The 24796-nt window shown below is 69.8% G+C and carries 21 protein-coding genes; all 21 read left to right on the top strand.

Features of this window, described 5'->3' with window-relative positions:
- The first annotated feature begins 202 nt into the window (after positions 1 to 202).
- The 21 genes from typA to ACIQ5Y_RS28555 all read left to right on the top strand — a co-directional run bounded on the left by typA (position 203) and on the right by ACIQ5Y_RS28555 (position 24716).
- The gene (typA, locus tag ACIQ5Y_RS28655; RefSeq protein ID WP_030664340.1) at positions 203 to 2107 is read left to right on the top strand and encodes a translational GTPase TypA; all 1905 of its coding nucleotides are present in this window, start codon (positions 203 to 205) and stop codon (positions 2105 to 2107) included.
- A 429-nt stretch (positions 2108 to 2536) separates the two neighbouring features.
- A complete protein-coding gene (locus tag ACIQ5Y_RS28650; RefSeq protein ID WP_403886528.1) occupies positions 2537 to 4174 on the top strand; it encodes an ABC transporter substrate-binding protein in 1638 nt (545 codons plus the stop codon).
- A 173-nt stretch (positions 4175 to 4347) separates the two neighbouring features.
- Positions 4348 to 5280 carry an ABC transporter permease gene (locus ACIQ5Y_RS28645; protein ID WP_403886629.1) on the top strand — a complete coding sequence of 311 codons (933 nt, stop codon included), beginning with the start codon at positions 4348 to 4350 and terminating at the stop codon, positions 5278 to 5280.
- Positions 5273 to 6220 carry an ABC transporter permease gene (locus ACIQ5Y_RS28640; protein ID WP_403886525.1) on the top strand — a complete coding sequence of 316 codons (948 nt, stop codon included), beginning with the start codon at positions 5273 to 5275 and terminating at the stop codon, positions 6218 to 6220. Before ACIQ5Y_RS28645 ends, ACIQ5Y_RS28640 begins: the two co-directional genes overlap by 8 nt.
- Before the next feature lie 20 nt (positions 6221 to 6240).
- Entirely contained in the window at positions 6241 to 7287 is a 1047-nt protein-coding gene (locus ACIQ5Y_RS28635) for an ABC transporter ATP-binding protein (protein WP_403886627.1), read from the top strand.
- Entirely contained in the window at positions 7280 to 8332 is a 1053-nt protein-coding gene (locus ACIQ5Y_RS28630) for an ABC transporter ATP-binding protein (RefSeq protein WP_403886522.1), read from the top strand. Before ACIQ5Y_RS28635 ends, ACIQ5Y_RS28630 begins: the two co-directional genes overlap by 8 nt.
- A gap of 94 nt (positions 8333 to 8426) precedes the next feature.
- Positions 8427 to 10049 carry an ABC transporter substrate-binding protein gene (locus ACIQ5Y_RS28625; protein WP_403886520.1) on the top strand — a complete coding sequence of 541 codons (1623 nt, stop codon included), beginning with the start codon at positions 8427 to 8429 and terminating at the stop codon, positions 10047 to 10049.
- Positions 10050 to 10116: 67 nt separating this feature from the next.
- The gene (locus tag ACIQ5Y_RS28620) at positions 10117 to 11082 is read left to right on the top strand and encodes a GNAT family N-acetyltransferase (RefSeq protein WP_403886517.1); all 966 of its coding nucleotides are present in this window, start codon (positions 10117 to 10119) and stop codon (positions 11080 to 11082) included.
- Positions 11083 to 11189: 107 nt separating this feature from the next.
- On the top strand, positions 11190 to 12818 hold the full coding sequence (locus ACIQ5Y_RS28615) for an ABC transporter substrate-binding protein (RefSeq protein WP_403886514.1): 1629 nt from the start codon (positions 11190 to 11192) through the stop codon (positions 12816 to 12818).
- 30 nt (positions 12819 to 12848) lie between these two features.
- Positions 12849 to 13772, top strand: coding sequence for an ABC transporter permease (locus ACIQ5Y_RS28610; RefSeq protein ID WP_403886511.1), 924 nt, complete (start codon positions 12849 to 12851; stop codon positions 13770 to 13772).
- Complete coding sequence (locus ACIQ5Y_RS28605) at positions 13765 to 14784, top strand: ABC transporter permease (RefSeq protein WP_403886508.1); 1020 nt, start codon at positions 13765 to 13767, stop codon at positions 14782 to 14784. Before ACIQ5Y_RS28610 ends, ACIQ5Y_RS28605 begins: the two co-directional genes overlap by 8 nt.
- 12 nt (positions 14785 to 14796) lie before the next feature.
- Entirely contained in the window at positions 14797 to 15825 is a 1029-nt protein-coding gene (locus ACIQ5Y_RS28600) for an ABC transporter ATP-binding protein (protein ID WP_403886505.1), read from the top strand.
- A complete protein-coding gene (locus tag ACIQ5Y_RS28595; RefSeq protein WP_403886502.1) occupies positions 15818 to 16891 on the top strand; it encodes an ABC transporter ATP-binding protein in 1074 nt (357 codons plus the stop codon). The genes ACIQ5Y_RS28600 and ACIQ5Y_RS28595 overlap by 8 nt, the downstream gene beginning before the upstream one ends.
- A gap of 436 nt (positions 16892 to 17327) precedes the next feature.
- Positions 17328 to 17522, top strand: coding sequence for a hypothetical protein (locus ACIQ5Y_RS28590; RefSeq protein ID WP_053677094.1), 195 nt, complete (start codon positions 17328 to 17330; stop codon positions 17520 to 17522).
- A gap of 71 nt (positions 17523 to 17593) precedes the next feature.
- Positions 17594 to 18490, top strand: coding sequence for an N-acetyl-1-D-myo-inositol-2-amino-2-deoxy-alpha-D-glucopyranoside deacetylase (gene mshB / locus ACIQ5Y_RS28585; protein ID WP_403886499.1), 897 nt, complete (start codon positions 17594 to 17596; stop codon positions 18488 to 18490).
- Positions 18487 to 18870 (top strand): DUF6113 family protein, encoded by a 384-nt coding sequence (locus ACIQ5Y_RS28580; RefSeq protein ID WP_403886496.1) that lies wholly within the window; start codon positions 18487 to 18489, stop codon positions 18868 to 18870. The genes mshB and ACIQ5Y_RS28580 overlap by 4 nt, the downstream gene beginning before the upstream one ends.
- Positions 18871 to 19186: 316 nt before the next feature.
- Positions 19187 to 21091: a peptidoglycan binding domain-containing protein gene (locus tag ACIQ5Y_RS28575; RefSeq protein ID WP_403886494.1), complete on the top strand. Its 1905-nt coding sequence runs from the start codon at positions 19187 to 19189 to the stop codon at positions 21089 to 21091.
- A gap of 137 nt (positions 21092 to 21228) precedes the next feature.
- The gene (locus ACIQ5Y_RS28570; RefSeq protein WP_403886491.1) at positions 21229 to 22182 is read left to right on the top strand and encodes an ABC transporter ATP-binding protein; all 954 of its coding nucleotides are present in this window, start codon (positions 21229 to 21231) and stop codon (positions 22180 to 22182) included.
- Entirely contained in the window at positions 22179 to 22919 is a 741-nt protein-coding gene (locus tag ACIQ5Y_RS28565; protein WP_403886489.1) for an ABC transporter permease, read from the top strand. The genes ACIQ5Y_RS28570 and ACIQ5Y_RS28565 overlap by 4 nt, the downstream gene beginning before the upstream one ends.
- 4 nt (positions 22920 to 22923) lie before the next feature.
- Complete coding sequence (locus ACIQ5Y_RS28560; RefSeq protein WP_403886486.1) at positions 22924 to 24102, top strand: sensor histidine kinase; 1179 nt, start codon at positions 22924 to 22926, stop codon at positions 24100 to 24102.
- Positions 24099 to 24716: a DNA-binding response regulator gene (locus ACIQ5Y_RS28555; protein WP_403886483.1), complete on the top strand. Its 618-nt coding sequence runs from the start codon at positions 24099 to 24101 to the stop codon at positions 24714 to 24716. The genes ACIQ5Y_RS28560 and ACIQ5Y_RS28555 overlap by 4 nt, the downstream gene beginning before the upstream one ends.
- Positions 24717 to 24796: the final 80 nt, after the last annotated feature.

Genomic DNA, 24796 nt, shown 5'->3' with positions numbered 1-24796 from the left:
TTACCGGCAGGACCGGCGCCCGACGCACCCCACCCCACACTCGGCCGCTCTCATGCGTCCGGCCCCTTGACAGACCCCCCGGCAGGCGGTTCCCGCTGCGCGACGTACCATGGGGTAAGGCCGTGGCAGGTTTTCGCCCGGCCGAGGCGAGCGTGCCGGACCGTACGCGACGCCATCCACTTATCCCGGGAGAAGCGCCGAAGTGCCCACGCGCCACGACATCCGTAACGTCGCCATCGTCGCCCACGTCGACCATGGCAAGACGACCATCGTCGATGCCATGCTCAAGCAGGCCGGTGCCTTCGCCGCCCACCAGCAGCTCGACGACCGCATGATGGACTCGAACGACCTGGAGCGTGAGAAGGGCATCACGATCCTCGCCAAGAACACGGCGGTGAAGTACCACCCCAAGGACGGCGGGGCCCCGATCACGATCAACATCATCGACACCCCCGGCCACGCCGACTTCGGTGGTGAGGTCGAGCGCGGTCTGTCGATGGTGGACGCCGTCGTTCTGCTGGTGGACGCCTCCGAGGGTCCGCTGCCCCAGACCCGGTTCGTGCTGCGCAAGGCCCTCCAGCAGCGCAAGCCGGTCATCCTCTGCATCAACAAGACGGACCGTCCGGACTCCCGGATCGACGAGGTCGTCAACGAGACCTACGACCTCTTCCTCGACCTGGACGCCGACGAGGACCAGATCGAGTTCCCGATCGTCTACGCCTGCGGCCGTGACGGCATCGCCTCGCTGACCAAGCCGGAGGACGGCACCGTCCCCGCGGACAGCGAGAACCTGGAGCCGTTCTTCTCCACCATCCTGGAGCACGTCCCGGCCCCGGTGTACGACGAGGAGGCCCCGCTCCAGGCCCACGTCACCAACCTGGACGCCGACAACTTCCTCGGCCGCATCGCGCTGCTCCGCGTCGAGCAGGGCGAGCTGCGCAAGGGCCAGACCGTGGCCTGGATCAAGCGCGACGGCTCGATCTCCAACGTCCGCATCACCGAGCTGATGATGACCGAGGCGCTCACCCGCAAGCCCGCCGAGGTCGCGGGCCCCGGTGACATCTGCGCGGTCGCCGGTATCCCCGAGATCATGATCGGTGAGACCCTGGCCGACCCGGAGAACCCGATCGCCCTGCCGCTCATCACGGTGGACGAGCCGGCCATCTCCATGGTCATCGGCACCAACACCTCCCCGATGGTCGGCCGCGGCGGCTCCGGCAAGGGCGCGGACGCCAAGGCCGCGGTCAAGGACCGCAAGGTCACCGCCCGCCAGGTCAAGGACCGTCTGGACCGCGAGCTGATCGGTAACGTCTCGCTGCGCGTCCTGGACACCGAGCGTCCGGACGCCTGGGAGGTCCAGGGCCGTGGTGAGCTCGCGCTCGCCATCCTGGTCGAGCAGATGCGCCGCGAGGGCTTCGAGCTGACCATCGGCAAGCCGCAGGTCGTCACCCGCGAGGTCGACGGCAAGGTCCACGAGCCCGTCGAGCGCATGACGATCGACGTGCCCGAGGAGCACATGGGCGCCGTCACGCAGCTCATGGGTGTCCGCAAGGGCCGCATGGACAACATGTCGAACCACGGCTCCGGCTGGGTCCGCATGGAGTTCGTCGTTCCGTCCCGCGGCCTCATCGGCTTCCGTACGGAGTTCCTGACCCAGACCCGCGGCACCGGCATCGGCCACTCGATCCACGAGGGCCACGAGCCGTGGTTCGGCCAGCTGGTCACCCGTAACAACGGCTCCCTGGTCGCCGACCGCGCCGGTGCGGTCACCGCGTTCGCGATGACCAACCTCCAGGAGCGCGGTGTGCTGTTCACCGACCCCGGCACCGAGGTGTACGAGGGCATGATCGTCGGCGAGAACTCCCGCGCCGACGACATGGACGTGAACATCACCAAGGAGAAGAAGCTCACCAACATGCGCTCCTCCTCCGCGGACACCTTCGAGGCGATCGTCCCGCCGCGCAAGCTCTCCCTGGAGCAGTCCCTGGAGTTCTGCCGCGACGACGAGTGCGTCGAGGTGACCCCCGAGGCCGTCCGCATCCGCAAGGTCGTCCTGGACCAGAAGGAGCGCTCGCGCACCGCGTCGCGCGCCAAGTCCGCGAAGTAACGGCACGTCGGCCCTGACGGGCCGAGGCGCCGCCGGCAGCCCCTCCACCACGGTTTCGTGGGGAGGGGCTGTTGGCATTTGTCAAGCGGATTGCGGCGTTCCAGTGTCCACGGTGTCCGTATACCGACCGTGACACTCCGGAAGATGGATCAACCGTCCGTTTCGCACGTGTCTGTCTCCTATCCGTTTGTCCGGATTTCGGGTTTTCGCCATGCGGTGATGTTGTGAAAACGAGACCACTTAAGTGTGGTTTACGGTCAGGCCGTCCCCGAGGATTGGCTCCATTGAGCTCGGGTCAATGGGTCACGCGCTGTGGGGAGCGCCGACTCACGAGCACACTCGGGGCACTGTTCAACTCGCCGTCAGGGGTGTCGGTGAAACGTTCGTGTGTCCCGCACATCAAACAGTGGACTCATGAGGAGGAAACCCATGCGCGGTGCCAAGAGCGCCAAGTGGGTAGCGGGCGCGATTGTCGTCGCCCTGGCTGCGACCGCCTGCGGTGGCAACGACAAGGGCGACGCCGCCGGCAAGGGTGAGGTTGACCCGAACGGCATCTACTCCGTCGAGGTGGGCGAGCCCGAGAAGCTCCTCCAGCCGGCCGACACGATGGAGTCCAACGGCTCCATCGCCATGTCCGGGCTGTTCTCGCAGCTCGTCGACTACGACGCCGACGGCAAGCTGACCATGGTCAACGCCGAGTCGGTCGAGTCCAAGGACAGCAAGCTCTGGACCGTCAAGCTCAAGTCGGGCTGGACCTTCCACGACGGCACCAAGGTCACCGCCGACTCGTACGTCAAGGCCTGGAACTGGGCCGCGAACATCGAGAACAAGCAGGGCAACGCGTCCTGGTTCGCGGACATCAAGGGCTTCGAGGCGCTCCACCCCGAGGCCGAGGGCGCCAAGCCCACCGCCACGGCCCTGGAGGGTCTGAAGGTCGTCGACGAGAACACCTTCACCATCGAGCTCGCCAACGCCGTTCCGTACTTCGCGTACAAGCTCGGCTACGAGGTCTTCTCCCCGCTGCCCGAGTCCTTCTACAAGGACCCGAAGGCCGCCGGTGAGAAGCCGGTCGGCAACGGCCCGTACAAGTTCAAGTCGTGGGAGCACAAGAAGCAGATCGAGCTCACGCGCTTCGACGACTACAAGGGCGAGAACAAGGCGAAGAACGGTGGTGTGATCCTCAAGAACTACTCCACCCTCGAAACCGCCTACGAGGACCTGAAGTCGGGCAACGTCGACGTCCTGCGTCAGATCGGCCCGAAGGACCTCCCGGTCTACCGCAACGACCTCGGCAACCGCGCCGTGGACCAGGCGTACTCCGCGATCCAGACCCTGGCCATCGCCTTCTACGCCGACCAGTGGAAGACCCCGAAGCCGATCGACCCGAAGGTCATCCAGGGCCTGTCGATGGCGATCGACCGTGACACCATCACCAAGACCGTGCTCCAGGGCACCCGCGAGCCGGCCACGGGCTGGGTCGCCAAGGGCGTCCTCGGCTACACGCCGAACGCGACCGGTGACGTCACCAAGTTCAACCCGGCCAAGGCCAAGGAGCTCATCGCCGCGGGCGGTGGCGTTCCGAACAACGAGATCTTCATCCAGTTCAACTCGGATGGCGGTCACAAGGAATGGGTCGACGCCGTTTGCAACAGCATCACCCAGGCCACCCAGGTCAAGTGCACCGGCGACGCCAAGCCGGACTTCCAGGCCGACCTCCAGGCCCGTAAGTCCAAGCAGGTCAAGTCGATCTACCGCTCCGGCTGGGTCCTCGACTACCCGGTCAACGCCAACTTCATCAGCGACCTGTTCCGCACGGGCGCGGGCGGCAACCAGGGTGGCTTCTCCAACGCCGACCTGGACGCCAAGATCGCCGCTGCCGACACGGCCGCGTCCCTCGACGAGTCGGTGAAGGCCTACCAGGCCGTCGAGAAGGACCTGGTGAACTACATGCCGTCGATCCCGCTCTGGTACTACAAGGTCAACGCGGGCTTCTCGGAGAAGGTCCAGAACGTGAAGTACGCCCAGGACGGCGACCCGATCCTCGAGGACGTCGAGGTCAAGAAGTAAGTCCCACAGCGTAATTCCGCTCGACGGATGCGGGCCGGCGGGGAGCCGGCCCGCATCCGGGCCTAAACGCAGAGCCCGGGGGGCCCTTTCGCGACGCAGTGACGGTTCGTCACGCGCGTGCGTGGCGAAAGGGCCCGTCCGGCTGCCTCTGCCGCATCTTCTACGGAGGCATGATGGGGCGCTATGTCGCACGACGACTGCTCCAGATGATCCCGGTCTTCTTCGGGACGACCGCACTCATCTTCTTGATGGTCTACAGCCTGCCCGGCGACCCCGTGGCCGGGCTCTTCGGTGACAAGGGAACGGACCCCGCCACGCTTGCCGCACTCAGGCACGAGCACGGGCTCGACCTGCCGGTGTGGCAGCAGTACTACAACTACATCACCGACATCCTGTTCAACTTCGACTTCGGCAAGCAGATCCGAAGCGGACGCGAGATCACGGATGTCATCGGTGCCGCCTTCCCGGTCACGCTGCGACTGGCCTTCCTGGCCTTCGCGATCGAGATCGTCCTGGGTCTGGCCCTCGGGATCGTCGCCGGCCTCAAGGCCGGCAAGCTGGTGGACAACCTGGTCCTGATCCTCACGCTGCTGATCATCTCGATGCCGGTCTTCGTGCTCGGCTTCATCGTCAAGTCGGTGTTCGCCTTCCAGCTCGGCTGGATCGACCCCAACGTCAGCAACAAGGAGACGTGGGGCGAACTCATCGCGCCGGCCATCGTGCTCGGATCGCTGTCCCTCGCCTACGTGGCCCGCCTGACCCGCACCTCGATGGCGGAGAACCTGCGCTCCGACTACATGCGCACGGCCGTCGCCAAGGGCCTGCCCAAGCGGCGCGTCATCGGCGTCCACCTGATGCGCAACTCGATGATCCCCGTCGTGACCTTCCTCGGCACCGACATCGGTGCGCTCATGGGCGGCGCCGTCGTCACCGAAGGCATCTTCAACGTCAAGGGCGTCGGCGGTCTGATCTACGACTCGGTCGTCCGCCGCGAGGGTCTGACCGTGGTCGGTGTGGTCACCGTCCTGGTCGTCGTCTACCTCATAGCCAGCCTGCTCGTCGACCTCCTCTACGCGGTCATGGACCCGAGGATCCGGTATGCCTGACATGACCAAGACCGAAGCCGTCTCGACCGAGGGCGCCGTCGCCCCCGTCGACGCGATCGCGCCCGCCACCAAGGAGAAGGCGCGCAGCCTCTGGGGCGACGCCTGGTCCGACCTGCGCCGCAACCCGTACTTCGTCGTCTCCGCGGCACTGATCCTCGTGCTCCTGGTGATCGCGGCCTTCCCGGGCTGGTTCACCAGCGCCGACCCGACCAAGGGCGACCTGGTCCACCACTTCCTCGGCAAGCCGGAACTCGCACAGGTCGGTTCGCCGGACTGGCTCGGTTACGACGGCCAGGGCCGCAGCGTCTACGCCCGCCTGATCTACGGCACCCGTGCCTCGATCATCGTCGCCACCTGCGTGACCGCGATCGTCACCCTCGTCGGCGGCATCACGGGCATGATCGCCGGTTACTTCGGCGGCCTCACGGACACGCTCATCTCCGGGGTCACCAACATCTTCTTCGGCATCCCCTTCCTGCTCGGCTCGATGGTCGTCCTCCAGGCCTTCACCGACCGCACGGTGTGGACGGTCGTCTTCGCACTGGCCTTCCTGGGCTGGACGCAGATCACCCGCGTCATGCGCGGTTCGGTCATCACCGTGAAGCAGGCCGACTACGTGCACGCCGCGAAGGCGCTGGGCGCCGGGACCTCCCGGATCCTGTTCCGGCACATCCTGCCGAACGCCATGGCCCCGGTGATCGTGGTTTCCACGATCGCGCTCGGCGGCTACATCGCGGCCGAGGCCACCCTGTCCTACCTGGGTCTGGGTCTCGCGTCCCCGACCATCTCGTGGGGTGTGGACATCTCCGCCGGTGCCGCCCAGATCCGAGTGGCGCAGCACATCCTGCTGTACCCCTCGATCATGCTGAGCATCACCGTCCTCGCCTTCATCATGCTCGGCGAAGCGGTCCGCAACGCCCTCGACCCCAAGCTGCGCTGAGGAGGGCGTACGTGATCACCATGGACAACACCAGCACCGTTCCCTCCCCGCGTGACGGGAACCAGCAGACCCCGCTGCTCGAAGTGCGAGACCTGCACGTCGAGTTCCACACCCGCGACGGCGTGGCCAAGGCCGTCAACGGCGTCAACTACAGCGTGAGCGCCGGCGAGACCCTCGCCGTCCTCGGCGAGTCCGGCTCGGGCAAGTCCGTGACGGCGCAGGCCATCATGGGCATCCTCGACATGCCCCCCGGCAAGATCCCGCAGGGCGAGATCTTCTTCCGCGGCCAGGACATGCTCAAGATGAGCTTCGAGGAGCGGCGCAAGCTGCGCGGCCGGAAGATCGCCATGATCTTCCAGGACGCGCTGTCCTCGCTGAACCCGGTGCTCTCCGTCGGCTACCAGCTGGGCGAGATGTTCCGCGTCCACCAGGGGCTGTCGAAGAAGGAAGCCCGCCTCAAGGCCATCGAGCTGATGGACAAGGTCAAGATCCCGGCGGCGAAGGAGCGTGTGGACGACTACCCGCACCACTTCTCCGGCGGTATGCGCCAGCGCATCATGATCGCCATGGCGATCGCGCTGGAGCCGGACCTGATCATCGCCGACGAGCCGACCACGGCCCTCGACGTGACCGTCCAGGCCCAGGTCATGGACCTGCTCGCGGAGCTCCAGCGCGAGCTCAACATGGGCCTGATCCTGATCACCCACGACCTCGGCGTCGTCGCCGACGTCGCGGACAAGATCGCGGTCATGTACGCCGGCCGGATCGTCGAGACGGCCCCGGTGCACGAGATCTACAAGCGCCCGGCGCACCCGTACACCCGCGGTCTGCTGGACTCGATCCCGCGCCTGGACCAGAAGGGCCAGGAGCTCTTCGCGATCAAGGGCCTGCCGCCCAACCTCCTGCGGCTGCCGACCGGCTGCTCGTTCAACCCGCGCTGCACCGTCGCGCAGGACGTCTGCCGTACCGACGTCCCCCTGCTCCAGGTGGTCAGCGAGCAGGACGGCTCCGAGCTGCCCGGCCGCGCCAGCGCCTGCCACTTCTGGAAGGAGCAGCTCCATGGCTGAGCTCACCAAGAACGCCCCGGAGCGCGAGCCGATCCTCCAGGTCCGCAACCTGGTCAAGCACTTCCCGCTGACCCAGGGCATCCTGTTCAAGAAGCAGGTCGGCGCGGTCAAGGCCGTCGACGGCATCAGCTTCGACCTGTACCAGGGCGAGACGCTCGGCATCGTCGGCGAGTCCGGCTGTGGCAAGTCCACCGTCGCCAAGCTGCTGATGAACCTGGAGCGGGCCACCGCCGGCGAGGTCTTCTACAAGGGCCAGGACATCACCAAGCTGTCCGGGCGCGCGCTGAAGGCCGTCCGCCGCAACATCCAGATGGTCTTCCAGGACCCGTACACCTCGCTGAACCCCCGTATGACGGTCGGCGACATCATCGGCGAGACCTACGAGATCCACCCCGAGGTGGCTCCCAAGGGCGACCGGCGCCGCAAGGTCCAGGAGCTCCTGGACGTCGTGGGCCTCAACCCGGAGTACATCAACCGCTACCCGCACCAGTTCTCCGGCGGCCAGCGCCAGCGCATCGGCATCGCCCGCGGCCTCGCGCTCAACCCGGAGATCATCATCTGCGACGAGCCGGTCTCCGCGCTCGACGTGTCGGTGCAGGCGCAGGTCATCAACCTGATGGAGAAGCTGCAGGAGGAGTTCAACCTCTCCTACATCTTCATCGCGCACGACCTCTCGATCGTCCGGCACATCTCGGACCGCGTGGGCGTCATGTACCTGGGCAAGATGGCCGAGATCGGCACGGACACCCAGATCTACGACCACCCGACGCACCCGTACACGCAGGCGCTGCTGTCGGCCGTCCCGGTCCCGGACCCGGAGGCCCGCGCCCACCGCGAGCGGATCATCCTCACCGGTGACGTCCCCTCCCCGGCCAACCCGCCGTCGGGCTGCCGCTTCCGCACCCGCTGCTGGAAGGCCGAGGACCGCTGCTCCACGGAGGAGCCGCTGCTGGCCATCCCGACGCGCTTCCAGGGCAGCGACTCCCTGGCCGCGCACGAGTCGGCGTGCCACTTCGCGGAGGAGAAGGCCGTCCTGGCCATCTGATCCGCCCGGAACGACGGACGGGGCCCAGCCGATCCCGGCTGGGCCCCGTCCGCTTTCCCGCACCACCGAAAGCGACTCCCGAGGAGAGACCACCATGCGCGCAGCGAGCCCCCGGTGGATCGCCGGTGCCGTCGTCGTGGCGCTGACCGCCACCGCGTGCGGCGCCGGCGGCGAGGACGCGAGGTCCGGCAAGGCCGGCGGGCACATCACCGTGGTCCTCGGCGAGCCGCAGCAGGGGCTGGTGGGGCAGGAGACCGTCGAGACCGAGGGGGCCGAGGTCCTCCACGCCCTGTTCACCGGCCTGGTCGAGTACGACACGAAGACCAACGAGCCCAAGCTGGCGATCGCCGAGTCCATCGACAGCACGGACTCCAGGACCTGGACGATCAGGATCAAGGACGGGTTCACATTCCACAACGGCGAGAAGGTCGACGCGCAGTCCTTCGTCCGCGCCTGGAACTGGGGTGCCGACCAGGAGAACGTCGCCGAGGCGATGGGTTTCTTCTCGAAGATCGAGGGCTCGGAGCAGCTGGCCCCGGGCAAGGGCAGGACGCCCACCGCCAAGGAGCTGAAAGGCCTGCGCGTCATCGACGACCGTACGTTCACGGTCACCCTGAAGGCGCCGTTCTCGCAGTTCCGGACCATGCTCGGCTACGACGCCTTCTACCCGCTGCCCAAGGCGTTCGAGGCCGACCCGAAGGCGTTCGGCCAGGCCCCGATCGGAAACGGTCCGTTCCGCATGGACGGCGCCTGGGAGCACCACAAGCAGATCAAGGTCAAGAAGTACGACAAGTACCCGGCCGAGGGGCGGGCGAAGCTCGACGCCGTGACCTTCAAGATCTACGACGACCTGGACGCCGCCTACGGCGACCTGCGCAAGAACACCCTGCAGATCACCGACAAGCTGCCGGTCTCCGCGCTCGCCACCGTCTCCGAGGAGTTCGGCGACCGCTACATCTACAAGCCGGAGGCGTCCGTCGGCTACCTCGGTCTCCCGCTGGCGGCCAACCCCGAGGCCTTCGGCAAGGTCGAGGTGCGCAGGGCGATCTCGATGGCCATCGACCGGGACGCCATCTCCAAGAAGGTCTTCCACGGCACCCGCAAGGTGGCCGACGACTTCATCAGCCCGGTCGTCCCCGGCTACCGCCGCGGCGCCCTGGGCGAGGCCGGCACGTACAACCCGACCAAGGCGAGGGCGTTGCTCCAGCAGGCCGGCGGCATACCCGGCAACAAGCTGGAACTCGGCTACAACGACGACGGCGGCCACCGGGAGTGGATCGACGCCGTCGCCGCCCAGCTGAAGGCGAACCTCGGCCTTGACGTCACCACCAAGCCGTACCAGAGCGCCGGCGCCCTGACCGAGGACGTGAAGTCCCAGAGGTTCAAGGGTGCCTTCCGCATGGGCTGGGCCATGGACTACCCGGCGGCGGAGAACTACCTGCGCCCGGTCTTCTCGAAGGAGGCCATCGCGAACGGCTCCAACTTCGGGCGTTACGCGAACGACGAGTTCGAGGCCGTCCTCGCCGCCGCCGACCGGGAGACCGACCCGGCCGAGAGCCTGAAGCTCTACCAGCGGGCCGACGACATCGTCATCAGGGACCTCCCGTGCATCCCGGTCTTCACCTACATGTCGGCCGTGGCCTACTCCAAGTCCGTGAAGAACGTCGCGGTCGACGCCCAGGGCCGCATGGACCTCGCGCACGTAGAGCTCGACTGACACCCCGTCGGGGGGTCCGCGCGGAAGGGAGTTGCGGGGGCCGCGCCGACGAGCGGACAGTGGACGGGTGAACGCGACACCGTACGACCGCCGCAGGCGGCGCACGCTCACCGTACGGCCCGCCGGGCCCGGGGACGCCTCCGACATCTGCGCCCTGCTCAACGCCGTCGACGTCATCGAGATCGGCAGACCCGAGACCGACCTCGCCGCGGTCGAGGCCGATCTCCACCACCCCGGCACCGACCTCGCCAAGGACTCCTGGCTGGCCTTCGAGGGCGGCCTGCTCGTGGCCTGCGCCCAGGTGTGGAACGACTCCGGGCCCGGCAGGATCGACTCCGACCACTACGTGCTGCCCGGCCACCGGCAAGCCGCCGTCCGGCTGCTGGAGCTCATGGAGGCCCGGGCCCGCGAGCTCACCGCGGGGGAGGGGGACGCCGTCATGCGGCTCCAGCTCAACTCCGAGCCCGTCCTCGACGCCGACGTGCTGCCCGGCCGCGGCTACCGGCCCGTGCGCCGCCACCAGGTGATGACCCGGGCCCTGTCCCCGGCCGCCGATCCGCCGCCCGCCCCTCCCGAGGGGCTCGTCCTGCGCGACTGCGCCACCGACGAGACCGACCGCCGCCGGGCCCACGCCCTCGTCGAGGATGCCTTCGCCGCCCACTTCGGCCATGTGCGCCGCCCGTACGAGGCATGGCTGGACCACCAGGGCGCCCGCGGCCTCGACTGGTCGCTGGTCTGGATCGCCGGCCTGCCCGCCGCCGGCGACGCGGGCGTCCTGCTGAGCCGCGACGACCGCACCAGCATGGGATGGCTGAACTACCTCGGCGTCCGCGCCGACCTGCGCGGCCGGGGCATCGGAGGCTTCCTCCTGCGCCACGCGTTCGCCGCCTACGCGGCCCGCGGCCGCGACACCGTAGGCCTCGGCGTCGACACCCGCAACGAGACCGGGGCCCTCGCGCTCTACGAGGCGCACGGCATGCGCCCGCACTACGCGGTGGACACCTGGGAGCTGAGTTTGCACTCGCCCGGGTGACAGGCGCGGGACGCGAGGGTGCAATCGGTCCAACGAGGAGTGTCGAGGCCCCCGCATAGGGTGACATAGGGCCCTAAGTGAGTCTTGGGAGCCTTAGGAGGCACTTCATGCGCGGAGCCACCCACGCCAAGTGGGCCGCATGTGCGGTGGCCGTCGCCCTCACGGCGACGGCCTGCGGCGGGGGCAGTGACAGCGGTGGAGGCGGTGGCTCCGGAATCGTCAGCTCCTCCTGGGGTGACCCCCAGAACCCCTTGGAGCCGGCCAACACCAACGAGGTGCAGGGCGGCAAGGTCCTCGACATGCTCTTCCGCGGTCTCAAGAGGTACGACCCGAAGACCGGCCAGGCGAACAACATGGTCGCCGAGAAGATCGAGACGACGGACAGTCAGAACTTCACGATCACGCTGAAGGACGGCTGGAAGTTCAGCAACGGCGAGCCGGTCACCGCCCAGTCCTTCGTGGACGCCTGGAACTACGGCGCGGACGTGCGCAACAAGCAGAACAACTCGCCCTTCTTCTCCGACATCGTCGGCTACGCGGACGTGCACCCGACGACCGGCGAGCCCAAGGCGAAGACGATGTCCGGACTGGTCGTCAAGAGCCCCACCGTCTTCACGGTCGCCCTGAAGGACAAGTTCTCCACCTGGCCCGAGACCCTCGGCTACCAGGCCTTCTCCCCGCTGCCCAAGTCCTTCTTCACCGACCACTCCGGCTGGCTGGACAAGCCCGTCGGCAACGGCCCCTACACCGTGGACTCGTACACCAAGGGCACCGGGATGAAGCTGCGCAAGTGGGACGCCTACGGCGGCCCGGACAAGGCGCAGAACAACGGGGTCGACCTCAAGGTCTACACCGACAACAACACCGCCTACACCGACCTGATCTCCGGCAACCTCGACCTCGTCGACGACGTCCCGGCGCAGCAGCTGAAGAACGTCAACAACGACCTCGGCGACCGCTACATCAACCAGCCGGCCCTCATCATCCAGACCCTCACCTTCCCGCTGTACGACCCCCAGTGGAACAAGGAGGGCAGCGAGAAGGTCCGCCTGGGCATCTCCCGGGCCATCAACCGCGACGAGATCACCAAGCAGATCTTCCGCGACACCCGCACCCCCGCCAAGGACTGGACCTCCCCGGCCCTCGGAGAGAAGGGCGGCTTCTCCGCGACGATCTGCGGCGACGCCTGCGTCTTCGACCCGGCCGAGGCCAAGAAGCTCATCCAGGAGGGCGGCGGACTGCCCGGCGGCAAGGTCACGCTGACCTCCAACGTGGACACCGGCTCGCACCGCGAATGGATGGACGCCGTCTGCAACAGCATCAACAACGCGCTCGGCGAAGGCCCCGTCTGCACGGTCAACCCGGTCGGCACCTTCGCCGACTTCCGCAACCAGCAGAGCAGTTACAAGCTGACCGGCCCGTTCCGTTCCGGCTGGCAGGCCGACTACCCGCTCATCCAGAACTTCCTGCAGCCGCTGTACTATACCGGCGCCTCCTCCAACTACGGGAAGTTCAGCAACCCGGACTTCGACAAGCTCGTCGACGAGGCCAACCGGGAGAGCGACTCCGCCAAGGCGATCGCCACGTTCCAGGACGCCGAGAAGATCCTCGCCCAGCAGATGCCGTCCATCCCCCTCTGGTACCAGAACGGCAGCGCGGGCTACTCGGAGCGGCTCTCGGACGTGACGCTCAACCAGTTCAGCGTCCCGGTGTACGACCAGATCAAGGTCAGCTGACCAACCCCCGGATCGAACCTGGAGCAGTCCATGGGACGTTATGTGATCCGGCGGCTGCTCCAGATGATCCCCGTGTTCATCGGCAGCACGTTCCTGATCTTCTTCATGGTGTACGCCCTCGGCGACCCGGTCGCCGCCCTCTTCGGCGACAAGGCCCCCGACCCGGCCACCGCCGCGCGCATCCGCAAGGACCTCTACCTCGACCGCCCCCTGTGGCAGCAGTACCTCCACTACATGGGGCAGATCTTCCAGGGCGACTTCGGCACGGCCTTCAACGGCCAGTCCGTCACCGAGCTGATGGCCTCGGCCTTCCCCGTCACGCTGCGCCTGACCATGGTCGCGATCTTCTTCGAGATCGTCATCGGCATCACCCTCGGCGTGATCAGCGGACTGCGCCGGGGCAGGGCCACGGACACCTCGCTGCTGGCGCTGACCCTCGTGGTCATCTCCGTGCCCGCGTTCGTGACGGGCTACGTCCTCCAGTTCGTCTTCGGCGTCAAACTGCAGTGGGTGCGGCCCACCGTCTCCCCGGACGTCCCGCTGAACGAGCTGATCCTGCCGGGCCTCGCGCTCGCGCTGGTCTCCCTGGCGTACGTCACCCGGCTGACGCGCACCTCCATCGCCGAGAACGTCAAGGCCGACTACGTCCGCACCGCCGTCGCCAAGGGCCTGCCGCGCCGCCGGGTCGTCACCCGCCACCTGCTGCGCAACTCCCTGATCCCGGTGGTCACCTTCATCGGCACCGACATCGGCGCCCTCATGGGCGGGGCCATCATCACCGAGCGGATCTTCAACATCCACGGCGTCGGCTACCAGCTGTACCAGGGCATCCTGCGCAACAACGCGCCCACGGTGGTCGGCTTCGTGACCATCCTCGTCATCGTCTTCCTGCTGGCGAACCTGATCGTCGACCTGCTCTACGCGGTCCTGGACCCGAGGATCCGTTATGCCTGATCCCGAGCGCCCCGAACCGGCCGGCTTCGACCCGGTGGGGCCCCGCCCGAAGGAGGCGGTCTCCCCCACGGGCCAGGGGGGACCCATGGATCTGGCGCTGGACGAGGCCGAGAGCGTGGAGGGCATCGAGAAGACCGCCGGACCGGGCCCGGCCGGCCCCGCGGAGCGCACCCGCTCCCTGTGGTCCGACGCCTGGCACCAGCTGCGCCGCAACCCCGTCTTCATCCTCTCCGCGCTGGTGATCCTCTTCCTGGTCGTCATCTCGATCTGGCCGCAGCTCATCGCCGGCGGCGACCCCCTCCAGTGCGACCTGTCCAAGTCCCAGCAGGGCTCCGCACCCGGCCACCCCTTCGGCTACGACACCCAGGGCTGCGACGTCTACACCCGCACCGTCTACGGAGCCCGCGCGTCCATCACCGTGGGCGTCTGCGCCACCCTCGGCGCCGCCCTGCTCGGTGCCACCCTCGGAGGCGTCGCCGGCTTCTTCGGCGGCTGGGGCGACTCCCTGGTCTCCCGGGTCGCCGACATCTTCTTCGGCATCCCGGTCGTCCTCGGCGGCCTGGTCTTCCTGTCGGTCGTCACCAGCACCACCGTCTGGCCCGTGGTCGGCTTCATCGTGCTGCTCGGCTGGCCGCAGATCGCCCGCATCGCCCGCGGCTCGGTGATCACCGCCAAACAGAACGACTACGTCCAGGCCGCCCGGGCCCTCGGCGCCGGCAACGGCCGGATGCTGCTGCGGCACGTGGCGCCCAACGCCGTCGCCCCCGTCATCGTCGTCGCCACGATCGCGCTGGGCACGTACGTCGCCCTGGAGGCCACCCTGTCCTTCCTCGGCGTCGGCCTGCGCCCGCCCACCGTCTCCTGGGGCATCGACATCTCCAACGCCGCCCCGCAGATCCGCAACGCCCCGCACATGCTGCTCTGGCCGGCGGCCGCCCTGAGCCTCACGGTGCTCGCCTTCATCATGCTCGGCGACGCGGTGCGCGACGCCCTCGACCCCAAGCTGCGCTGAGGAGCCCCGCACATGCTGCTCGAAGTCCGCGACCTGCACGTGGAATTCAAGACGCGCGACGGAGTCGCGAAGGCGGTCAACGGAGTCGACTACTCGGTGGACGCGGGCGAGAGCCTCGCCGTGCTCGGCGAGTCCGGCTCCGGCAAGTCGGTGACCGCCCAGGCGGTGATGGGCATCCTGGACATGCCGCCGGGCCGCATCACGAGCGGCGAGATCCTGTTCAAGGGCAAGGACCTCCTGAAGATGAAGGAGGACGAACGGCGCAAGGTCCGCGGCGCCGGGATGGCCATGATCTTCCAGGACGCGCTGTCCTCCCTGAACCCCGTGCTGAGCGTCGGCGCGCAACTCGGCGAGATGTACGAGGTGCACCGCGGGATGTCCCGCAAGGACTCCAGGGCCAAGGCCGTCGAGCTGATGGACCGGGTGAGGATCCCCGCGGCCAGGGAGCGGGTGGGGGACTACCCGCACCAGTTCTCCGGCGGCATGCGCCAGCGCATCATGATCGCCATGGCGCTGGCCCTGGAGCCCTCGCTGATCATCGCGGACGAGCCGACCACCGCCCTGGACGTCACCGTCCAGGCACAGGTGATGGACCTGCTGGCCGAGCTCCAGCGCGAGCTGCACATGGGCCTCATCCTGATCACCCACGACCTGGGCGTGGTCGCCGACGTGGCCGACAAGATCGCCGTCATGTACGCGGGCCGGATCGTCGAGGCGGCCCCCGTCCACGCCATCTACAAAGCCCCCGCCCACCCCTACACCCGCGGCCTGCTGGACTCGATCCCGCGCCTGGACCAGAAGGGCCAGGAGCTCTACGCCATCAAGGGCCTGCCGCCGAACCTGCTGGCCATCCCGTCCGGCTGCGCCTTCAACCCGCGCTGCCCGATGGCGCGGGCCGTGTGCCGCACCGACGTCCCGCCGCTGTACGAGGTGGCGCGGTCGCCCGAGTCGCCCGAGTCGCCCGAGTCGCCGGAGTCTCCCGAGTCGCCGGAGGGGCGGACCAGTGCCTGCCACTTCTGGAAGGAGTGCCTCCATGGCTGAGCCCCTCCTGGAAGTGAAGGACCTGGTCAAGCACTACCCGCTCACCCAGGGCATCGTCTTCCGCAAACAGGTCGGCGCGGTCAAGGCCGTGGACGGTGTCTCCTTCGAGCTGCGGGCCGGCGAAACCCTCGGCATCGTCGGCGAGTCCGGCTGCGGCAAGTCCACCGTCGCCAAGATGCTGGTGAACCTGGAACGCCCGACCGCGGGCGCGATCTCGTACAAGGGCGAGGACATCACGAAGCTGTCGGGCAGGGCCCTCAAGGCCGTCCGCCGCAACATCCAGATGGTGTTCCAGGACCCGTACACCTCGCTCAACCCGCGCATGACGGTCGGCGACATCATCGGCGAGCCGTACGAGATCCACCCCGAGGTGGCCCCGAAGGGCGACCGGCGCCGCAAGGTGCAGGAACTCCTCGACGTGGTCGGCCTCAACCCCGAGTACGTCAACCGCTATCCGCACCAGTTCTCCGGCGGCCAGCGCCAGCGCATCGGCATCGCCCGCGGCCTCGCGCTGCGGCCCGAGATCATCGTCGCCGACGAGCCGGTCTCCGCGCTCGACGTCTCCGTCCAGGCCCAGGTGATCAACCTGCTGGAGCGGCTCCAGAACGAGTTCGGCCTGAGTTACGTGTTCATCGCCCACGACCTGTCGATCGTGCGGCACATCTCCGACCGGGTCGGCGTGATGTACCTGGGCCGGATCGTGGAGATCGGCTCCGACGCCCAGATCTACGACCACCCGACCCACCCGTACACGCAGGCCCTGCTCTCGGCGGTGCCCGTCCCCGACCCGGAGGCCCGCGCACACCGCGAGCGGATCATCCTCAGCGGCGACGTGCCCTCCCCGGCCAACCCGCCCTCGGGCTGCCGCTTCCGCACCCGCTGCTGGAAGGCCCAGCCCCGCTGCACGGCCGAGGTCCCGCTGCTCGCCGTCCCCGAGGCCTTCCCCTCGGGCCCGGCGGCCCACCCCTCGGCCTGCCACTTCGCGGCGGAGAAGCAGGTGGTGCCGCCGTCACCGCCGGAGGGCGGGGGCGGGCCGCGCCTGGACAAGGGCAACGGGGGCGTATGACCCGGCGCAGGGCGCCCGTTCGGGGCGCACGGCCGGGCCGCTCCGGCGGAATGCGCCCCGCCGCGCCGTACATGCCGACGGGGCGATCATTTCCGGCCACCCCCGGCGGCCTCCGGCCGACCGGTCGGGATGCCCGAGCGATCGGGCAACTCGGTTAACATGTAGGCAACTTGACCGTTTCTGCCCCGAGATCCGGGGCATGCAGCCTGTGTGACGTGCGGCCGTGCGGGTGCCGACAGCCGGCCGGAGGGAGTCAGAACCCCTCCGGCCGGCCTCTCGTGTGACCCAGCCCATGCGCGCCGTGCGCCCCTCGTGCTGCCGGAATTCGATCGATGCGCTGGTACGGATAGTTATGATCCGTAGCGCACGGTGGGTATGAGTCCTGCCGAGCACGAATGCGCTTACCGATGTCCGCTCGACGTGGAGGTGAACCGCCGTGGCACTCTCGATCTCGGCCGTGGTGCTGCTGGCGATCGTCGTCTTCCTGCTGGTCCGCAGGTCGGGCCTGAAGGCGGGACACGCGGTGGTCTGCGTACTGCTCGGCTTCTATCTGGCGAGCTCCACGATCGCTCCGACCCTCAGCCAGCTCACGTCCAACGTGGCGAGCATGATCAGCGGCTTGAAGTTCTGAGGTAGTCGACCAGGGGATGGCTTGCCGGTCGGGCCGGGCTCGCCGACGAGGCACCCCCTAGGCTGGGCCCCATGAACGGTCTTCCCGCCCGTCGGCTGCTCCTCGTGCACGCGCACCCGGACGACGAGTCGATCAACAACGGCGTCACCATGGCCAAGTACGCGGCCGAGGGCGTCCACGTCACCCTGGTGACCTGCACCCTCGGCGAGGAGGGCGAGGTCATCCCGCCCGCTCTCGCGCACCTCACGGCCGACCGCGACGACACCCTCGGCGCCCACCGCGTCGGCGAGCTCGCCGACGCCATGGCGGAACTCGGCGTCACCGACCACCGGTTCCTCGGCGGCCCCGGCCGCTTCCGGGACTCCGGGATGATGGGCGCCCCGCAGAACGACCGCCCCGAGGCCTTCTGGTCCGCCGACGTGGACGACGCCGCCGCGTACCTCGTCGAGGTGATCCGAGAGGTCCGCCCGCAGGTGCTCGTCACCTACGACCCCGACGGCGGATACGGGCACCCCGACCACATCCAGGCCCACCGGGTCGCCACGCGCGCCGCCGAACTGGCCGCGGAGGGCGCCTACCGGCGCGACCTCGGCGAGCCGCACCGGATCGCGAAGGTCTACTGGAACCGCGTACCGCTCTCGGTGGTGGAGGAGGGCTTCGCCGAACTGCGCGCGACCGGAACCGGGTCGCCCTTCCCGGGGATCGCCTCACCGAAGGACGTACCCGGCGTCGTCGCGGACGAGCGGATCACCGCCGAGATCGCGGCACCCGAGGAGATCGAGGCGGCGAAGGCGGCCGCGATGCGCGCCCACGCCACCCAGATCGCCGTGGACGGGCCCTTCTTCGCGCTCTCCAACGACCTCGGGCAGCCGCTGCTCACCCGCGAGTACTACGAACTCGTCGCGGGCGAGCCGGGCGCCCCGGCGGGCGAGCGCGAGCACGACCTGTTCGCGGGGGTCGGGGCATGACCGCGGCACTGACCCCGGCGCGGATCGCCGCCGCCCTGGGCCTGCTGGTCCTCGGCGCGCTGACCGGCCTGGCCGGCTGGCTCGTGGTGGACCTGTGGTTCCCCGGCGGGCTGCTGCTCGGGCTGCTGGCCCTCTTCGGGCTGTTCCTCGGCGGCCGGATCGCCCTGGGGGCCGGGCTCGGAGTGGGCGGGCCCGTGGTCGGCTGGTTCCTCGCGTACGTGATGCTCGGTGTCCCGCGCCCCGAAGGGGACTTCCTGCTGAGTTCGTCCGGAATCGGCATGTACGCCTACCTTTTGGGCGGTACGGTCCTGGCTGTGATGTGCGCCACCATGCGCGGCCCGCTGGAGCGGCCGGTTTCGGCCGGACGACCCGCCAAGTGACGTGGTGTCGGACTCCGTAGAGGGATCCGAGGAGGGGGCGCGCGAGGGGGTCCCGGGCCGCCGCGCGGGGGTTCGGTGAGGGGTTCGGAGAACCCCTGATTCCCCGGGGTCAGTTGCGTCCGGGCGGCGGCCAGTATGGTGGACGGGCCGCCGAGCTGCCCGCGCACGGTATGACGGGCGGCGGAGCCAACCGGGAGAACCTGCCTTGAGTCGTGAAACCGCCAGTTCGTCCTCCGGGTCCAAAGGGCCCGGTGGAGCCGCCTACCCCTCGGGTACGCCGCCGTATGGAACCGGCCAGTCCCCGGAGGAGAACCCTGTGACCTCGAACCCGTCAACGCCCGATCCCGACGGGCCCAAGACCGAGACCACGCTGACGACCCGGATCCGGATCAACATCCCGGGTTCGCGGCCGATCCCGCCCGTGGTCGTACGCACGCCGGTGGGCACCAACTCCGACTCGGCGGACAACGGACCCGACGCGCCGCAGGCGCCGGCGCCGCGACCGGCCCTGCCGGCCGCGCCCGCCCAGGCCCAGCCGCGCCTCGAGCAGCGGCCGAAGCCCCAGCCGACGCGGATCCAGGCCGAGCCCGAGCCGGTCGCCGAAGCCGAGGCACCGGCCAGCAACTGGTTCGCCCCCCGCAAGGCGCCCACCCCGCCGCCGCCCGCCCCGACGCCGGCCCCCGCGCAGCCGCCGACCCGGTCCGCCGGCGCCCCGGCCCCCGGGTCCGCCCCGCAGCTGCCGACCCGACCCACCGGCGCCTCGCTCCCCGGCGCCCCGGTCCCCGGCGCCCCGCTCCCCGGCGCCTCGCTCCCCGGCGCCCCGGTCCCCGGCCCGATGGCGGCCCCCGTGCCCGGACAGGCGCCGCTGCCGCCGACCCCGGCCGTGCCCGGCGCCGGCTACGCGACCCCGCCGCCCACGCCCGCCGCGCCGATGTCGGACCTCGCCCACGGCTTCGGCCACGGCCCCGTGCCCGGCGCCCCGATGCCCGCGGGCCCCGTGCCCGGCGGGCTGGTCCCCGGCGCTCCCGGCCCCGACGCGCCCGGCGGCGGCTCCACGCAGCCCCTCCCGGCGTTCCGGGCCGAGCAGGGCGCGGGCCCCGCCGGTCCCACCGCCGGCCCCGGTCTCGGCAGCGGCCCCGGCGGCGCGGACGCGCCCCGCTGGCCCGGTCCCGGCCTGGACACCCCGCCCCCGTCCACGGCGCGCGTACCGGCCCCCGGGCCGGCCGCACCGCGCCCCGCGCCCGCCCCCGCGCAGGCCAAGACCGCGCCGGCGGCCAAGAAGAAGGGCCGCTCCAAGACGGTCCTGATCGGCGGCGGAGTCTTCGTCCTGTTCGGCGTGGCCTACGGCGCGGGCCTGCTCCTGAACCACTCCGACGTCCCCAAGGGCACCACCGTCCTCAACGTCGACATCAGCGGCAGCCGTGACGAGGCCGTGGCCAAGCTCCAGACCGCCTTCGGCACCCGCGCCGCCGCCCCGCTCCAGGTCAGCGTCGGCGGCAAGCAGGTCGAGTTGAAGCCCGACAAGGCCGGCCTGAGCCTCGACGCCCAGACCACCGTCCGCAACGCCGCCGGCAACGACTACAACCCCATCACCGTCATCGGCTCGCTCCTCGGCAACGAGCGCGTCGCCGACCCGGTGATGCCGGTCGACGAGGAGAAGCTCCAGGTGGCCCTCCAGGAGCTCGCCGGAACCGCGGGCTCCGCCACCGAGGCGACCATCAAGTTCGACACCGGCAAGGCCGTCGCCGTCCCCGGCAAGGCCGGCACCACCCTCGACGTCGACGCCTCCGTCCCCGTCGTCGCCAAGGCCTTCCGCGACATGGTCGAAACCGGCAAGTCGGTCCCGCCCGAACTGCCCGTCACCAACAAGGAGCCGACCGTCGCGCAGGCCGAGATCGACCGGGCGATGAAGGAGTTCGCCGAGCCCGCGATGTCCGCCAACGCCATCGTCAAGATCGGCGGCAAGTCCATCGCCTTCGGCGCCAAGTCGCTGCCCAAGATCATCAGCATGAACGCGGTGGACGGCCACCTCGTCGAGAAGTACGACCTCGACGCGCTCAAGGCCACGTACGGGAACACCTGGGACGGGGTCCTGATCACCCGGGGCACCGGCGACAAGACCCCGGTCACCCCGCAGGACGTGGCCGGCGCGCTCACCAAGGCCCTGCGCGGCAAGACCACGGCCGAGCGCACCGTGGTCGTCGACACCAACCCGAGCTAGGCCGCACCGCTCACGACCGTGCCCCCGCCCGATCCCCGGGCGGGGGCATCGTCATGTCCACGGCATGACATCCGTCATGCGCCCCTCACGACGGGCGACACTGCCGCGCGGCACCCCCCACCGGCGAAGCTCGACACATGACGACGACGACCGCGACACGCACCGCGCAGCCCGCCACCGACACCGTGGTGAGCTTCGAGAACGTGACCAAGAGCTACGGCACGGTCCGGGCGGTCGACGGCCTCTCCCTCACGCTCCACCCGGGCGAGACCGTCGCGCTCCTCGGCCCCAACGGCGCCGGCAAATCCACCACCCTCGACCTCCTCCTCGGCCTGCGCCCCGCCGACTCCGGCTCCGTCCGGCTCTTCGGCACCACCCCGCGCGAGGCGGTCGCCGCCGGCCGCGTCGGCGCGATGCTCCAGAGCGGCGGCCTCATGGAAGAGGTGACCGTACGCGAGATCGTGGCGCTGGGCTGCGCCCTGCACCCCCGGCCGCACCCGGTCGACCAGGTCCTCTCCCGGGCCGGCATCGACAAGATCGCCGACCGCAAGGTCGACAAGCTCTCCGGAGGCCAGGAGCAGCGGGTGCGCTTCGCGCTCGCCACCGTCGGCGACAGCGACCTCATCGTGCTCGACGAGCCGACCACCGGCATGGACGTCACCTCCCGCCAGTCCTTCTGGGCCACCATGCGGGAACAGGCCGACCAGGGCCGCACCGTCCTGTTCGCCACGCACTACCTGGAGGAGGCCGACGCGATCGCCGACCGCGTCATCGTCCTCTCCAAGGGCCGGGTCCTCGCCGACGGCACCGCCGCCGAGATCAAGGCGAAGGCCGGAGCCCGGAAGATCACCTTCGACGTGACCGAACCGGCGGGTCCATCGACACCCATGGGCGCCCGCCTGCGCGAACTGCCCTTCCTGACCTCCTTCGAGCAGCGCGGCGACACCGTACGGATCCAGTCCCGCGACGCCGACGCCACCGTCCACGCCCTCTACGCGCTCGGGCTCTACCCCCGGAACCTGGAGGTCGCGGGCCTCGGCCTGGAACAGGCCTTCATCGCCCTCACCGAGGCCGAGGAGGCCACGAAGTGAACGCCCTCATCAAGCTCGAGATCGTCCGCGCGCTGCGCAACAAGAAGTACCTCTTCTTCACGATCCTCTACCCGGCCGCCCTCTTCCTGATGCTCGGCGGCACCCTCGACGGCACCACCAAGGTCATGGGCACCGAACTGACCATGCCCGCCTTCTACATGGTCGCCATGGCCTCCTTCGGCGCCCTGACCGCCGTCCTGATGGGCAACAGCGAGCGCATCGCCAAGGAACGCGAGAAGGGCTGGGTCCGCCAGCTGCGGCTGACCGCCCTCCCCGGCCGCGGCTACGTCCTCGCCAAGACCGCCGGAGCCGGCGTCCTCTCCCTCCCGGCCATCCTGGTCGTCTTCGCGGTGGCCGCCGCCGTGAAGGACGTACGGTTCGACGCCTGGCAATGGCTCGCCCTCACCGGCGCCATCTGGGCCGGCAGCCTGGTCTTCGCCGCGCTCGGCGTCGCCCTCGGCTACCTGGCGAGCGGGGACACCGTCCGCCCCCTCACGATGCTGGTCTACTTCGGCCTCTCCATCCTCGGCGGCCTGTGGATGCCCACCGCGAACTTCCCGCAGTGGCTCCGGAACATCTGCGAATGGCTCCCCACCCACGCCTACGCGGGCCTCGGCCAGGCCATCGAACTCGGCGGAGCCCCCCACGCGAAGGACGTGGCGATCCTCGCGGCGTACTTCGTACTGTTCACCGGTGCGGCCGCCTGGCTGTACCGCAAGGACTCACTGAAGGCGTGAAACCGTGGCGCTCACGAAGGAAGCCGACGAGGTCCCGGGGATCGGGATCGGAGTGAAGCCGCTGACCTTCCGCCAGCAGCTCGTGAAGGCCCTCTGGATCAGCATCTGGCTGTTCTACCTGAGCGCGCCCGTCACCGACCTGATCCGAGGCGGGCACTCCACCGGGGCCCGGATCCTCGGGGCGCTGGGCCTGGTGGCCTTCGTCGCCTGGTACCTGGTGCTGGTCTTCCGCACCGTCCGGCAGATGGCCGTGCCGCGGGTCCTGGTCTCGCTGGCCGTGCTCGCCGCGCAGGCCACCGTCCTGTCGCTGACGCTGGGCCGCGAATGGCTCGTGCTCTTCGTCTACGTGTCCATCTCCTCCGGCGCCGCACTGCCGCCGGAGATCTCCCGCTGGACGGTGCCGGGCGCGACCGCGTTGATGATCGTGGTGGCCCCGGCGCTGCCCGGCTGGGACGCCTACCTGGCCGGGCTGGTGGTACCGGCCCTGATGGGCGGGTTCGCGATGGTCGGCATCCGCGCGATGATCCGCACCACCATGGAACTGAGGGAGGCACGGGCCACGGTGGCCCAGCTCGCCGCCAACGAGGAACGCCTGCGAATGGCCCGCGACCTGCACGACCTGCTGGGCCACTCGCTGTCCCTGATCACGCTCAAGAGCGAGCTGGCCGGCCGGATGCTGCCCGACCAACCCGACGCGGCCGCCCAGCAGGTCGCGGACATCGAGCAGGTCAGCCGCCAGGCACTGGTCGACGTACGCGAAGCCGTGAGCGGCTACCGACGGCCCACCCTGCCCGGCGAACTCGCCGGCGCCCGAACCGCGCTGGCCGCGGCCGGGGTGGTGGCGAAGCTCCCGGCGGGGGACGGCGCCGACCTGCCCGGGGAACTGACCGAGGAACAGGAGTCCGCCCTGGCCTGGTCGCTGCGCGAAGCGGTCACGAACGTGGTCCGGCACAGCGGCGCGAAGCGGTGCGCGGTCAGCCTGGAGACGCCGCAGACACTGGAGGGGCCCGTGGTGGAGCTGACGGTGCGGGACGACGGCGCGGGCGGCCCGAGCACGCACGGCAACGGCCTCACGGGCCTGACGGAACGCCTGGAGGCGGTCGGCGGCACGCTGTCGGCCGGCCCGGCCGGCCCATCCGGCTTCCGACTGGTCGCCAGGGTCCCCCTAGGATCGCGGTCATGAGCCCACGCCCCATCCGCATCCTGCTGGCGGAGGACCAGTCGATGGTCCGCGAGGCCCTCGCCGCGCTGCTCGGCCTGGAGCCGGACATCGAGGTACTGGCGCAGGTCGCCCGAGGCGACGAGGTGGTGGAGGCGGCCCGCGCGCACGACGTGAACGTGGCCCTGCTGGACATCGAGATGCCGGGCATGACGGGCATCGAGGCGGCCGCGGCCCTGCGCTCGGCCCTCCCCGACATACGGATCGTCATCCTCACCACCTTCGGCCGCCCCGGATACCTGCGCGGGGCGATGGAGGCGGGCGCCTCCGCCTTCCTGGTCAAGGACGCGCCGGCCGCGCAGCTGGCGGCGGCCGTGCGGAAGGTCCTGGAAGGGGAGCGGGTCATCGACCCCACCCTGGCGGCGGCGGCCCTCGCGGAGGGCGCGAACCCGCTCACGGACCGGGAACGGGAGGTCCTGCGGGCTGCGGAGTCGGGCGCGACCAACGCGGAGCTGGCGGCCCGCCTGCACCTCTCGCAGGGCACGGTCCGCAACTACCTCTCGACGGCCATCCAGAAACTGGCGGCGCGCAACCGGGCCGAAGCCGTCCGCACGGCCCGCGAAAAGGGCTGGCTGTAGCCGCTGCGCGGCCCCCTGGGGCTCCGCCCCGGACCCCGCGCCTCAAACGCCGGCGAGGCTGGATCTTCCAGCCCCGCCGG

This window comes from Streptomyces sp. NPDC096339, assembly GCF_044762985.1.
Taxonomy (GTDB): Bacteria; Actinomycetota; Actinomycetes; order Streptomycetales; family Streptomycetaceae; genus Streptomyces.
The sequence above is the reverse complement of the archived record's forward strand: the minus strand, read 5'-3'. Positions and strand labels throughout refer to the sequence as shown.